The sequence below is a fragment of the Streptomyces alkaliterrae genome, from assembly GCF_007097205.2.
Lineage (GTDB): Bacteria > Actinomycetota > Actinomycetes > Streptomycetales > Streptomycetaceae > Streptomyces > Streptomyces alkaliterrae.
In genome coordinates, this window is record NZ_VJYK02000157.1 from 1 (window position 1) to 12,978 (window position 12,978).

At 73.5% G+C, this 12,978-nt stretch carries 12 protein-coding genes; 10 read left to right on the forward strand and 2 right to left on the reverse strand.

Features of this window, described 5'->3' with window-relative positions; genetic code table 11:
- Positions 1 to 47: 47 nt before the first annotated feature.
- The 6 genes from FNX44_RS15695 (at position 48) to FNX44_RS15720 (ending at position 6,186) form a co-directional block, all read left to right on the forward strand.
- The gene (locus FNX44_RS15695) at positions 48 to 887 is read left to right on the forward strand and encodes an ABC transporter ATP-binding protein (protein WP_143648874.1); all 840 of its coding nucleotides are present in this window, start codon (positions 48 to 50) and stop codon (positions 885 to 887) included.
- A gap of 10 nt (positions 888 to 897) precedes the next feature.
- Entirely contained in the window at positions 898 to 1,224 is a 327-nt protein-coding gene (locus tag FNX44_RS15700; protein ID WP_228452809.1) for a hypothetical protein, read from the forward strand.
- Positions 1,225 to 1,231: 7 nt separating this feature from the next.
- On the forward strand, positions 1,232 to 2,053 hold the full coding sequence (locus FNX44_RS15705; protein WP_143648875.1) for a TlyA family RNA methyltransferase: 822 nt from the start codon (positions 1,232 to 1,234) through the stop codon (positions 2,051 to 2,053).
- Positions 2,050 to 2,985 carry an NAD kinase gene (locus FNX44_RS15710; RefSeq protein ID WP_143648876.1) on the forward strand — a complete coding sequence of 312 codons (936 nt, stop codon included), beginning with the start codon at positions 2,050 to 2,052 and terminating at the stop codon, positions 2,983 to 2,985. Before FNX44_RS15705 ends, FNX44_RS15710 begins: the two co-directional genes overlap by 4 nt.
- Positions 2,986 to 3,082: 97 nt before the next feature.
- The gene (gene recN / locus FNX44_RS15715) at positions 3,083 to 4,828 is read left to right on the forward strand and encodes a DNA repair protein RecN (RefSeq protein ID WP_143648877.1); all 1,746 of its coding nucleotides are present in this window, start codon (positions 3,083 to 3,085) and stop codon (positions 4,826 to 4,828) included.
- Positions 4,829 to 5,055: 227 nt separating this feature from the next.
- Positions 5,056 to 6,186 carry a glycosyltransferase family 4 protein gene (locus FNX44_RS15720; RefSeq protein WP_153507329.1) on the forward strand — a complete coding sequence of 377 codons (1,131 nt, stop codon included), beginning with the start codon at positions 5,056 to 5,058 and terminating at the stop codon, positions 6,184 to 6,186.
- 57 nt (positions 6,187 to 6,243) lie between these two features.
- On the opposite strand, the gene FNX44_RS15725 is transcribed toward FNX44_RS15720, so the two are convergent.
- Positions 6,244 to 7,278, reverse strand: coding sequence for a LacI family DNA-binding transcriptional regulator (locus tag FNX44_RS15725; protein ID WP_143648878.1), 1,035 nt, complete (start codon positions 7,276 to 7,278; stop codon positions 6,244 to 6,246).
- Positions 7,279 to 7,490: 212 nt separating this feature from the next.
- Here FNX44_RS15725 and FNX44_RS15730 point away from each other — a divergent pair, with 212 nt between their 5' ends.
- From FNX44_RS15730 to FNX44_RS15740, 3 genes are read left to right on the forward strand one after another with little or no spacing between them, the layout of a single operon-like run.
- Complete coding sequence (locus tag FNX44_RS15730; RefSeq protein WP_143648884.1) at positions 7,491 to 7,919, forward strand: hypothetical protein; 429 nt, start codon at positions 7,491 to 7,493, stop codon at positions 7,917 to 7,919.
- Positions 7,913 to 8,179, forward strand: coding sequence for a helix-turn-helix transcriptional regulator (locus FNX44_RS29530; protein ID WP_143648879.1), 267 nt, complete (start codon positions 7,913 to 7,915; stop codon positions 8,177 to 8,179). The genes FNX44_RS15730 and FNX44_RS29530 overlap by 7 nt, the downstream gene beginning before the upstream one ends.
- A 27-nt stretch (positions 8,180 to 8,206) precedes the next feature.
- On the forward strand, positions 8,207 to 9,196 hold the full coding sequence (locus FNX44_RS15740) for an NAD(P)-dependent alcohol dehydrogenase (RefSeq protein ID WP_143648880.1): 990 nt from the start codon (positions 8,207 to 8,209) through the stop codon (positions 9,194 to 9,196).
- Positions 9,197 to 9,230: 34 nt separating this feature from the next.
- Here the strand turns inward: FNX44_RS15740 and FNX44_RS15745 are convergent, their stop codons facing one another.
- Positions 9,231 to 11,033: a glycoside hydrolase family 15 protein gene (locus FNX44_RS15745; RefSeq protein WP_323369379.1), complete on the reverse strand. Its 1,803-nt coding sequence runs from the start codon at positions 11,031 to 11,033 to the stop codon at positions 9,231 to 9,233.
- Positions 11,034 to 11,408: 375 nt separating this feature from the next.
- Between FNX44_RS15745 and pyrG the strand changes: the two genes are divergently transcribed.
- A partial coding sequence (gene pyrG / locus FNX44_RS15750) for a CTP synthase (RefSeq protein WP_143648881.1) occupies positions 11,409 to 12,978 on the forward strand: 1,570 nt, incomplete at its 3' end.

Sequence of the window (12,978 nt, forward strand, 5' to 3'; positions counted from 1 at the left end):
CGAGCCACCCCCGGCCCGCCCCGGCAGAACATCGAGAGGAACACCCCATGGCCCTCAGCGCGGACGCCACGCGTACCGGAGTTGCCGCGAAGGGCGCCCGCCTGTGCGGTGAGGCGCTGACCCTGTCCTACGACGGCCGCACGGTCGTCCAAGGGCTGGACGTCGCCGTGCCCGACGGCTCGTTCACCGTGGTCGTCGGCCCCAACGCCTGCGGCAAGTCCACCCTGCTGCGGGCGCTGGCCCGCATGCTGCCGCCCACCGCCGGGCACGTGCTGCTCGACGGCGCCGACATCCGCAGTCAGCCCGCCGGGCGGGTGGCCAGAACGCTCGGGCTGCTGCCGCAGTCCTCCACAGCACCCGACGGCATCACCGTCGCCGAGCTGGTCGCCCGGGGCCGGCACCCGCACCAGGGACTGCTGCGCCAGTGGTCCCGGGAGGACGAGCGGGTCGTGGCGGAGTCGATGGCCGCCACCTCCGTGGCCGAGTTGGCCGACCGGTTCGTCGACGAGCTCTCCGGCGGCCAGCGGCAGCGCGTGTGGATCGCCATGGCGCTCGCCCAGGAGACCCCGCTCCTGCTGCTCGACGAGCCGACGACCTTCCTCGACGTCCAGCACCAGTTCGACGTGCTCGACCTGTGCGCCCACCTGCACGAGGAGCGGGGCCGCACCCTCGTCGCCGTGCTGCACGACCTCAACCAGGCGGCGCGGTACGCGACCCACCTCGTCGCCATGAGGGACGGCCGGATCGTCGCCCAGGGCCCGCCGGCGGAGGTGGTCACCGCGGAGCTGGTGGAGGAGGTCTTCAGACTGCCCTGCCGGGTGATCGAGGACCCCGAGAGCGGGACGCCGCTGGTCGTCCCGGCGGCCCGCAGGCGGGCTGCCGTGTAGCGTCGGGACCATGCACGCCATGCATGCCGCGCACGCCGCGCAAGTCACGCCCGACGCCGCGACGCCCGCCGAGTCGGAAGCCGCCGAGTCGGAGCCCGGCGGCCCGGGGCCCGCCGAGCCGGAAGCCGCCGAGTCGGAGCCCGCCGAGTCGGAGGGCCCGCGTCCGCTCGGCGTCGCCGTCCGGCCGACCGGCCACCAGGAGATCGACGCCGCGCTCGCCCGGCTGGCCGACGCCGACCACCTCGCCGTCGGCGCCCACGTCGAGGTGTACGAAGATGTGCACCGCGGTCTGCGTGCCACGCTGACCGCCCTCGACCAGCACGAACCCGGGAGCTGAACGACAGGTGGCCGCATCTCGTACCCGGCGCGCCAGGCTCGACGCAGAGCTGGTGCGCCGCAAGCTGGCGCGCTCGCGTGAGCACGCCAGCCAGCTGATCGCCGCCGGCCGCGTGACCGTCGGCGGAGCCCTCGCGGTCAAGCCGGCGACGCAGGTCGCCACCGGGGCCGCCATCGTCGTCCAGGAGGACGACGGCGACCCGGACTACGTCTCCCGCGGCGGCCACAAGCTGGCCGGTGCGCTGGCCGTCTTCACGCCCCAGGGGTTGCGGGTGGCCGGTCGCCGGGCGCTGGACGCGGGCGCCTCCACCGGCGGTTTCACCGACGTGCTGCTGCGCGCGGGCGCCGCGCGGGTCGTCGCCGCCGACGTCGGCTACGGCCAGCTGGCCTGGTCGTTGCGGAGCGATGAACGCGTGGTCGTCAAGGACCGTACCAACGTGCGGGAGTTGACGCTCGAGATGATCGACGGTGAGCCCGTGGACCTGGTCGTGGGCGACCTGTCGTTCATTCCCCTCGGCCTCGTGCTGCCCGCTCTGGTGCGTTGCTGCGCGCCCGACGCCGACCTGGTGCTGATGGTCAAGCCGCAGTTCGAGGTCGGCAGGGAACGACTGGGCAGCGGCGGCGTTGTACGGAGTGGGCAGCTGCGAGCCGAGGCGGTCCGCGGCGTCGCCGAACAGGCGGCGGCGCTCGGTCTCGGCGTCCTCGGCGTGACCGCGAGTCCCCTGCCGGGCCCGTCGGGCAACGTCGAGTACTTCCTGTGGCTGCGCGCCGGGGCGCCTGACCTCGACCCGGCGGACGTCGAACGTGCCGTGGCGGAGGGGCCCCAGTGACAACAAAGACACACCGACGCACCGTCTTCCTGCTCGCCCACACCGGTCGGCCGGCGGCCGTCCGCAGCGCCGAGCTGGTGGTGCTCGGGCTGCTCCAACGGGGCATCGGGGTAAGGGTGTTGGAGGAGGAGGCGCGGGACCTCCCGCTGCCCCGCACCTCCGGTGCGACGGGTGCGATCGAGATCGTCACCCCGGGCGCCGACCTGCTGGCCGGCTGCGAGCTGCTGGTGGTGCTCGGCGGCGACGGCACCCTGCTGCGCGGGGCGGAGTTCGCCCGCAGCTCGGGCGTGCCGATGCTGGGAGTCAACCTCGGCACGGTCGGTTTCCTCGCCGAGGCCGAGCGCGACGACCTCGACCAGGTCGTGCACCGGGTCGCCACCCGGGACTACGAGGTCGAGGAGCGCATGACGCTGGACGTCACCGTGCGCAACGGCGGCCCCGACGCCGAACCCTGCTACAGCGACTGGGCGTTGAACGAGGCGTCGGTGGAGAAGGCGGCACGCGAGCGGATGCTGGAGGTCGTCACGGAGGTCGACGGCCGCCCGGTCACCCGGTTCGGCTGCGACGGAGTGGTCTGCGCGACGCCCACCGGCTCGACGGCGTACGCGTTCTCGGCCGGGGGCCCGGTCGTGTGGCCCGAGGTGGAGGCGCTGCTGATGGTCCCGATCAGCGCCCACGCGCTGTTCGCCAAGCCGATGGTGACCGCCCCCTCCTCGGTACTCGCCGTCGAGGTGCAGCCGCAGACGCCGCACGGGGTGCTGTGGTGCGACGGGCGGCGCACCGTGGAGCTGCCGGCCGGCGCGCGCGTGGAGGTGCGGCGCGGGGCGGTGCCGGTGCGGCTGGCCCGACTCCACCAGGCCCCCTTCACCGACCGGCTCGTCGCGAAGTTCGCGCTGCCGGTCGTGGGCTGGCGCGGCGCCCGGCAGCCCTGAGCGATCCGAGCCGTCGCACAGCCGGGCCGTGGCGCCCCGCGAGACGCGCCGGGCGGCGGTTCGCGGGGTGCGTCGCCGGGCGGGGTCGGAACCTCGTATGGTCGTATCCGTGTTGGAGGAGATGCGGATCCAGGCCCTCGGTGTGATCGACGACGCCGCCATCGAGCTGTCCCCCGGGTTCACCGCGGTGACGGGTGAGACGGGCGCCGGCAAGACCATGGTGGTCACCAGCCTCGGCCTGCTGCTGGGCGGCCGTGCCGACCCGGCGCTGGTCCGGGTCGGTGCCGCGACCGCCGTCGTGGAGGGCCGCTTCACCCTCGACGCGGACGGGCCGGCGGCGCGGCGGGCCGTCGACGCGGGCGCGGAACTGGACGAGGGCTCGGCGCTGCTCGTCAGCCGCACCGTCTCCGCGGAGGGTCGGTCCCGGGCGCACGCGGGCGGCCGCTCGGTGCCCGTCGGGCTGCTCGCCGAACTCAGCTCCGATCTCGTCGCCGTGCACGGCCAGACGGACCAGCAGGGCCTGCTGCGGCCGGCCCGGCAGCGCCAGGCCCTCGACCGGTATGCCGGGGACGCCGTCGCCCGCCCGCTGGCGGCCTACGCCGACACCTACCGGCAGCTGCGGCGGGTCGGCGAGGAACTGACCGAGCTGACCACCCGCGCCCGCGAGCGCGCCCAGGAAGCAGACCTGCTGCGCTTCGGCCTGGAGGAGATCGGCGCGGCCGAGCCCCGCCCGGGCGAGGACGTCGAACTCGCCGCCGAGGCGGACCGGCTCGGCCACGCCGAGGCGCTGGCCGCCGCCGCCAGCGCGGCCCACGGCGCGCTCGCCGGTGACCCCGCCGACCAGGAGGGCGTCGACGCCGGCACCCTGGTGGCCGGCGCGCACCGGACCCTGGAGGCCGTGCGCGCCCACGACCCGGTGCTGGCGCAGCTCGCAGACCGGCTCGGTGAGGTGCACATCCTCCTCACCGACGTCGCGGGTGAGCTGGCCGGTTACGCCGACGGCCTGGACTCCGACCCGCTGCGGCTGGCCGCGGTCGAGGAGCGCCGGGCCGTCCTCGCCCAGCTGACCCGCAAGTACGGCGAGGACCTGAAGGCCGTACTGGACTGGGCGCAGCGGTCCGCCGCCCGGCTCACCGAGCTCGACGGCGACGACAGCCGCATCACCGAACTCACCGAGCGCCGCGACCGGCTGACCCGGGAGCTGGCCGAGCTCGCCGAACGACTGACCGCCGCCCGCGGCGCCGCCGCCGAGCGCTTCGCCGAGGCGGTCACCGCCGAACTCGCCGAGCTGGCCATGCCGCACGCCAGGATCACCGTCGACGTCCGCCGGAGCGACGACCCCGAAGGACTGCCCGTCGACGGCCGCACGGTCGCCTACGGCCCGCACGGCACCGACGAGGTCGAGTTGCTGCTCGCCCCGCACCCGGGCGCCCGGCCCCGGCCCATCAACAAGGGCGCCTCCGGTGGTGAACTCTCCCGGGTGATGCTCGCCGTCGAGGTGGTGTTCGCCGGTTCCGACCCGGTGCCGACCTATCTGTTCGACGAGGTCGACGCCGGCGTGGGCGGCAAGGCGGCGGTCGAGGTCGGTCGACGCCTCGCCCGGCTCGCACGTGGCGCCCAGGTTGTCGTCGTCACCCATCTGCCGCAGGTCGCCGCGTTCGCCGACCGGCATCTGCTGGTGGAGAAGACAAACGACGGGTCGGTCACCCGCAGCGGGGTGCAGGCGCTGGAGGGTGAGGCCCGGGTGCGCGAGCTGTCCCGGATGCTCGCCGGGCAGGAGGACTCCGAACTCGCCCGGGCGCACGCCGAGGAGTTGCTGGAGACCGCCCGCGCCGACCGCTGAGCGGCTCGGCGTCCGCGCGGGGCCGGAGCCGCGGTGGCCACTCGCACGGCCCAGGGGTGGCCGGGAGTGACCTGTGGGTTTGTGGAGTTGTCACAGGAGGCTGGCATCCTTGGCGTAGGGGCCGCACTCGGTCCTGATCCGTCCCCTTCCCCGACCCCGGGAGCCGACTCGTCGTGACCAGCCATACCGTGCCGCCGGTGCCGCCCGTGCCGCGACGAGGTCGTCCGTTGCACACGGTGCAGGTGCTCGGCGGCGGTTCGGCGTGCACGGGCGCGCATGTGAGGTCGCTGACCGCCGGGCTGGTCGCGCGCGGTGTCCGGGTGACGGTCTGCGCGCCCGCGGGCGCCGAACTCGCGTACGGGTTCAGCCGGGTCGGCGCCGGCTTCGCCCCGGTCTCGGCGCGCACCGAACCGGAGACGCTGGCCTCGCTGCGCGCGGTGTGCGCCGGTGCCGACCTCGTTCACGCGCACGGTCTGCGCGCGGGGCTGATGGCCGCCCTCGCGCTCGGTGGGCGGCGCGACACCACGCCGCTGGTGGTCACCTGGCACAACCGCACGCTCTCCCAGGGGTTTCGGGCGCGGCTGACCCGGCTGCTGGAACGACGGGTGGTGCGGGCCGCCCGGGTGGTGCTGGGCGCGAGTTCCGACCTCGTCGAGCGGGCGCGGCGGCGGGGCGCGCGGGACGCCCGTCTCGCGCCTGTCGCGGTGCCGTCGGCCGGCCGCCCGCGGAGCTTCGCCGGCGATTACGCGGGCCGGGACAAGGTCCGGGCCGAACTCGGCGCGTTGGGAAGGCCGTTGGTCTTCACGATGGGCCGGTTGGAGCCGCAGCAGGGGCACGACGTGCTGCTCACGGCCGCTCGGGCGTGGCGGCGGCTCGACCCGACGCCGCTGGTGCTGGTCGCGGGGGAGGGGAGCCGCCGGGCCGCGCTCCAGGAGCGCATCGACGCCGAGGAACTGCCGGTACGGCTGATCGGCTGTGTCACCCGGGCGGTGGAGGCGGTGCGGATGCTGGCCGCAGCCGACGTCGCCGTGCTGCCGTCCCGATGGACGGCGCGCTCACCCTTCGCGCAGGAGGCGCTGCACGCCGGGGTGCCGCTGGTGGCCACGGCGGTGGGCGGAGTCCCCGAACTGGTGGGGGACGCCGCCGTCCTCGTCCCGTACGGCGACGCCGACGCGTTGGCGGCGGCGGTGGGCGGGCTGCTTGCCGATCCGGCCCGGCGGGCCGGGCTCGCCGCGCGGGGCCGGGCCCAGGCCGCCACCTGGCCGAGCGAGGACGGCACGGTCACCCATGTGCTGGGCGTCTACGACGAGTTGGCAGCCGCGACCGGCGAGCCGCTGAGCGAACCGGTCCGCGTCTGAGCCGGCGCCCGGGCCTGACGCCGCCCGGGCGCCGGCCCGCGAGGGGCCAGCCGGAGCTCAGCCGGAGTCGCGTACCACCAGGCGGACCGGGGTGACCACGGACGCCGGCGGCGCCTCGTCGGGGGACGGGTTCATCAGCCGCAGCAGCAGCTCGGCCATCATGCGGCCCATCTCCTCGACGTCCTGATGGACCGTGGTCAGCGCGGGCTCGGCCCAGGCGGCCGGTTCGAGGTCGTCGAAGCCCACCACGGCGACGTCGCGGGGCACCTCGCGGCCGGCGGCGCGCAGGGTCCGCAGCGCGCCCGTGGCCATCAGGTCGTTGCAGGCGAAGACGGCGTCCACGTCGGGGCGGCGGTCGAGCAGTGCGGCCATCGCCGCCTCGCCGCCCTCCATGGTGAAGCCGCCGTGCGCGACGAGCTGTTCGTCGACCGTCAGCCCGGCCGCCTCCAGCGCGTGCCGGTAGCCGGTGAGCCGGTCCTGGGCGGAGGTCTGGTCGAGGGGGCCGGTGATGACGGCGATCCTGCGGCGGCCCCTGGCGAGCAGATGGTCGGTGGCCAGGCGGGCGCCGCCGACGTTGTCCACGTCGACGTGGAGCGGGCCGCCGCTCTCGCCGGGCGACTCCCAGCCGGGGCGGCCGCCGAAGACGGTGGGCAGGCCGGAGGCGGTGGCCATCGCGGGCAGCGGGTCGTCCCGGTGCAGCGAGAACATCAGCACTCCGTCGACGTGGCCGGCGGACAGGTAGCGGCCTATCCGGTCGGGGTCGTCGCCCTCACCGAGCAGCAGGAGCAGCAACTGGAGGTCGTGCCGGGCGAGTTCGCGGCTGATGCCGCGCAGATGGCGGGGGAAGAACGGGTCGGAGAAGACCCGGGTCTCCGGTTCGGCTATCACCACGGCCACGGCCCCGGTGCGCCGGGTGACCAGCGACCGGGCCGCGCGGTTGGGCACGTAGGCCAGTTCCGTGATGGACCGGTTGACGCGTTCGCGCACCTCCTCGCGCACCCCGGCGCCGCCGTTGACCACCCGGGACACGGTCGCCCTGGACACGCCCGCGTGGGCGGCTACCGCTTCGAGCGTGGGTCGGCTAGCGGACACCTCTGACTCCTCCTTCGACCGGGCACTCCGACGCTACCTGGTGCGAGGGCCTGCCGGGCGGCTGCGGCCGGTTCGGTGGGGCTCCGCGGTCACACAGCGGCCGGTCAGCAGGCGGGCAACGGGCGCGCAAGTAAAGAATCATTGACACGGTGTCCGGTCTGCTTTACGTTCGTGGTGTCAAGTTTCTTTGACTCGCCGGTGTGGGAGAGCTGATGGCGTTCGAGGAGAAGCGGACCTGGGTGTTCGCACTGGTCACCCTGGCCGGCTATCTGGTCTACCTGGCCGTGGTGCTCGGGCGGGCGGGATCCGGGCCGGTCGACGAGGCGCCGTACGTCGCGGCGATGCTGTGGACGATCGCCGCGATGGTGGTGGTCACCGTGCTCGCGTACCTGGTCATCGTCGCCGCCTCTGGCGGCGAGCGGGAGCTGACCGACCAACGGGACCGGGAGATCGAGCGGTTCGGCACCCACGTCGGCCAGGGCATGCTGGTGCTCGGGGCGGTGGGAGCGCTGGTGCTGGCGATGCTGGAGGTCGCGCACTTCTGGATCGCCAACGCCCTGTTCCTCGGCTTCGTGCTCACGAGCCTGCTGGAGTCGGTCGCCAAACTCGTCGCCTACCGCCGGGGGTTCCAGCCGTGGTGAGGCCGACCCGCGTCAGCAACCGCATCCGCGCACTGCGCTTCGAGCACGGCGAGATGACCCAGGCCGAGCTGGCGCGGCTCCTCGGTGTCACCCGGCAGACGGTCATCGCGATCGAGAAGGGCCGCTACTCGCCGACCCTGGAGACGGCCTTCCAGATCGCCCGGGTCTTCGGCGTGCCCCTGGACGACGTCTTCCAGTACCCCGACGACCCGAACACCCCCGACGACCCCGATGACTCTGACGACCCCCACGCCCCCTGACGATCCCGATCACGAGCGGAGCAGGACATGAAGGCGATCACCCAGCAGCGGTACGGCTCCGCGGAGGTACTGGAGTACACCGACGTGCCGCGGCCGGTGCCGAAGAAGGGCGAGGTGCTGGTGAGGGTCCGCGCCGCCGGTGTGGACCGCGGGGTGTGGCATCTGATGACCGGGGTGCCCTACGTCGTGCGGCCCGCCATCGGGCTCCGGGCGCCCCGGGAGAAGGTGCCGGGGCGGGACCTCGCCGGGGTGGTCGCGGCGGTCGGCGCCGGGGTCACCCGCTTCGAGGAGGGCGACGAGGTCTTCGGCATCGGCGCGGGAGCGTACGCCGAGTACGCGAGAGCCCGGGAGGGCAAGCTGGTGCACAAGCCGGCCGGCGTCGACTTCGGCGCGGCCGCGGCCACCCCGTTCGGCGGCCTCACCGCTCTCCAGGCGATACGCGACATCGGCGGGATCGGCGCGGCAGGGGGTGCCGGGCGACGGGTGCTGGTCATCGGCGCGGGCGGCGGCGTCGGCACGGCCGCCGTCGCACTCGCCGCCGCGTACGGCGCGCACGTCACCGGGGTGTGCAGCGGCGGAAAGGCCGACCTCGTCCGCTCGCTCGGCGCGGCGGAGATCGTCGACCACACCCTGCAGGACCTGGACACCAGCGGGCACGGCCCGCGCTACGACCTGGTCCTCGACATCGCCGGCAACCGGCCGCTCGGCCGACTCCGCCGGCTGCTCACCCCGCGCGGCACCCTGGTGATCGTCGGCGGCGAGGACGGCGGACGCTGGTTCGGCGGGCTCGGCCGCACCTTCCTCGCCCCGGTGCGCTCCCTGTTCACCCGGCAGCGGCTGTGCATGATGGTCGCTTCCGAGAACCACCGGGACCTGGCGACCCTCGCCGACCTGCTCGCGGACGGCACGCTGCGCCCCCCGCTGGAGGAGGCGCTGCCGCTGGCCGACGCGGCGAAGGCCCTGCACCGGCTGGAGACCGGGCGGGTGCGCGGCAAGCTGGTGCTCACCGTCGACTGACCCGCCGCCGGCCGGCCCCGGCGGCGTCGCAGGGTCAGCCGCCGTAGGCGCCGGAGGCGGTCAGCCGCAGCGCCGTGTCGATCAGCGGCACATGGCTGAAGGCCTGCGGGAAGTTCCCCACCTGGCGCTTCCGCTTGGGGTCCCACTCCTCGGCGAGCAGCCCGAGGTCGTTGCGCAGGGCCAGCAGCCGCTCGAACAGCTGACGGGCCTCGTCGACACGGCCGATCATCGCCAGGTCGTCCGCCATCCAGAACGAGCAGGCCAGGAACGCGCCCTCGTCGCCCTCCAGTCCGTCCACACCCGGCTGGTCGCCGGTGGTCGGATAGCGCAGGATGAAGCCGTCCTCGGTGGACAGCTCGCGCTGGATCGCCTCGATGGTGCCGATGACGCGCTTGTCGTCCGGCGGCAGGAAGCCCATCTGCGGGATGAGCAGCAGGGAGGCGTCCAGTTCCTTCGAACCGTAGGACTGGGTGAAGGTGTTGCGCTCCGCGTCGTAGCCCCTCTCGCACACGTCGCGGTGGATGGTGTCGCGCAGCTCCCGCCAGCGCTCCAGCGGGCCCTCCACGTCGCCGGACTCGATCAGCTTGATCGTGCGGTCCACGGCCACCCAGGCCATCACCTTGGAGTGCACGAAGTGCCGGCGCGGGCCGCGGACCTCCCAGATGCCCTCGTCGGGCTCGTCCCAGTGGTCCTCCAGGTAGTGGATCAGCTTGACCTGGAGCTGGCTGGCGTAGTCGTTGCGCGCCAGGCCGGTCATGTGGCCCAGGTGCAGCGCCTCGGTCACCTCGCCGTAGACGTCGAGCTGGAGCTGGCCGGCGGCGCCGTTGCCGACGCGCACCGGGCTGGAGTTCTCGTACCCCGGCAGCCAGTTCAGCTCCATCTCGCCCAGTTCGCGCTCACCGGCGATGCCGTACATGATCTGCAGGTTCTCCGGGTCGCCTGCGACCGCGCGCAGCAGCCACTCGCGCCACGCCCGCGCCTCGTCCCGGTAGCCGGTGCGCAGCAGCGAGGACAGGGTGATCGCGGCGTCCCGCAGCCAGGTGAAGCGGTAGTCCCAGTTCCGCACGCCGCCGATCTCCTCGGGGAGCGAGGTCGTCGGGGCGGCGACAATGCCGCCGGTGGGCGCGTAGGTCAGCGCCTTGAGGGTGATCAGCGAGCGGATCACGGCCTCCCGGTAGGGGCCGTGGTAGGTGCAGTGGCCGACCCACTCGCGCCAGAACTCCTCGGTCGCCTCCAGGGCGGCCTCCGGCTCGGGCATCGGCGGTTCGGCCTTGTGGGAAGGCTGCCAGCTGATGGTGAAGTTGACCCGGTCGCCGGGGCCGACGGCGAAGTCGGAGTAGGTGGTCAGGTCCTCGCCGTGCGTCTCGGCCTCGGTGTCCAGCCAGACGGAGTCCGGGCCGGCGACCGCGGTGGTCCGCTCGCCCACCTTGTGCACCCACGGCACGACCCAGCCGTAGGCGAACCGCATGCGCAGCGCCGACCGCATCGACACCCGGCCGCTGACGCCCTCCACGATGCGCACCAGCTGCGGCGCGCCGTCCCGGGGCGGCATGAAGTCGATCACCCGAACGGTGCCGGTCGGGGTGTCCCACTCGGACTCCAGCACCAGCGAGTCGCCCCGGTAGGTGCGGCGGTCGGCCGGCGCCGGCGCGGCGTCGCCCTCGGGGGCCGGGCCGAGCCGCCAGAAGCCGTGCTCCTCGGTGCCCAGCAGGCCGGCGAAGACGGCGGGCGAGTCGAACCGGGGCAGACACAGCCAGTCCGCCGTGCCGTCACGACAGATCAGGGCAGCGGTCTGCATGTCCCCGATGAGTGCGTAGTCCTCGATGCGCGCGGCCACGTACGTCTCCAGTCGAACTCACGCCCCGTGGGACGTACCGTCTTTCGTGTTGCCCAAGCTGCTCGTCGGTCACCCGAGTATCCGGGCAGGATAGCGAGCCGGGCGGTCCACAGATCGATGGTCGCCACGGCGGGCCGCCGGACACAAGCCGAGTCGCCGTGTCGTGCGTCACCGCGCCCGGGTGAAGGGCAGGATGGTGGGTCGGAGCCGGTGCGCCCGGCGTCCCTCCGGGCGCGGCTCGACCGGCTGATACCCTGGTAGCCCGTGGACGGAGGGTGGAAATCCCCCGAACCGCAGCGACGGCACCCCGCCGGACATCGGCACCAGGGGTCGGCGCGCCTGACACCTCGCGACCACGGGAGCCCCCTCTTGGCCATGCCGCCTTCATCCATGACGACCAAGCACCTCTTCGTCACCGGGGGTGTCGCCTCCTCGCTCGGCAAGGGTCTGACGGCCTCCAGCCTGGGCGCGCTGCTCAAGGCGCGGGGACTGCGGGTCACGATGCAGAAGCTCGACCCCTACCTGAACGTCGACCCGGGCACGATGAACCCCTTCCAGCACGGCGAGGTGTTCGTCACCAACGACGGCGCCGAGACCGACCTGGACATCGGCCACTACGAGCGCTTCCTCGACGTCGACCTCGACGGTTCGGCCAACGTCACCACCGGCCAGGTGTACTCCTCGGTGATCGCCAAGGAGCGGCGCGGCGAGTACCTGGGCGACACCGTGCAGGTCATCCCGCACATCACCAACGAGATCAAGCACCGCATCCGCCGGATGGCCACCGACGACGTGGACGTGGTGATCACCGAGGTCGGCGGCACGGTCGGCGACATCGAGTCGCTGCCGTTCCTGGAGGCCGTCCGCCAGGTGCGCCACGAGGTCGGCCGCGACAACGTGTTCGTCGTGCACATCTCGCTGCTGCCGTACATCGGCCCGTCCGGCGAGCTGAAGACCAAGCCCACCCAGCACTCGGTGGCCGCGCTGCGCAACATCGGCATCCAGCCGGACGCGATCGTGCTGCGCGCCGACCGCGAGGTGCCGACCGCGATCAAGCGGAAGATCTCGCTGATGTGCGACGTGGACGAGGCCGCGGTGGTCGCCGCGATCGACGCCAAGTCGATCTACGACATCCCCAAGGTGCTGCACGGCGAGGGCCTGGACGCCTACGTGGTGCGCCGCCTGGACCTGCCGTTCCGCGACGTGGACTGGACGCAGTGGGACGACCTGCTGCGCCGGGTGCACGAGCCGGACCACGAGGTCACCGTCGCGCTCGTCGGCAAGTACATCGATCTGCCCGACGCCTACCTCTCGGTGACCGAGGCCATCCGTGCCGGCGGCTTCGCCAACCGCGCTCGGGTGAAGATCAAGTGGGTCACCTCCGACGACTGCGAGACCCCCGAGGGCGCCCGCGACCAGCTGGGCGACGTGGACGCGATCTGCGTGCCCGGCGGCTTCGGCGACCGCGGCGTGGACGGCAAGGTGCAGGCGATCACCTACGCCCGGGAGAACCGGGTGCCGCTGCTCGGCCTGTGCCTGGGCCTGCAGTGCGTGGTGATCGAGGCGGCCCGCAACCTGGCCGGTATCGCCGAGGCGAACTCCACCGAGTTCGACCAGGCCACCGCCCACCCGGTGATCTCCACCATGGCCGAACAGCTGGACATCGTCGCCGGTGAGGGCGACATGGGCGGCACCATGCGGCTCGGCCTCTACCCGGCCAAGCTCGCCGAGGGCTCCATCGTCCGCGAGGTCTACGGCGGCGAGCCCTACGTCGAGGAGCGCCACCGGCACCGCTACGAGGTGAACAACGCCTACCGCGGCGAGCTGGAGAAGAAGACCGGCATCCTCTTCTCCGGCACCTCTCCGGACAACAAGCTCGTCGAGTACGTCGAGTACCCGCGTGAGACGCACCCCTACCTGGTCGCGACCCAGGCCCACCCGGAGC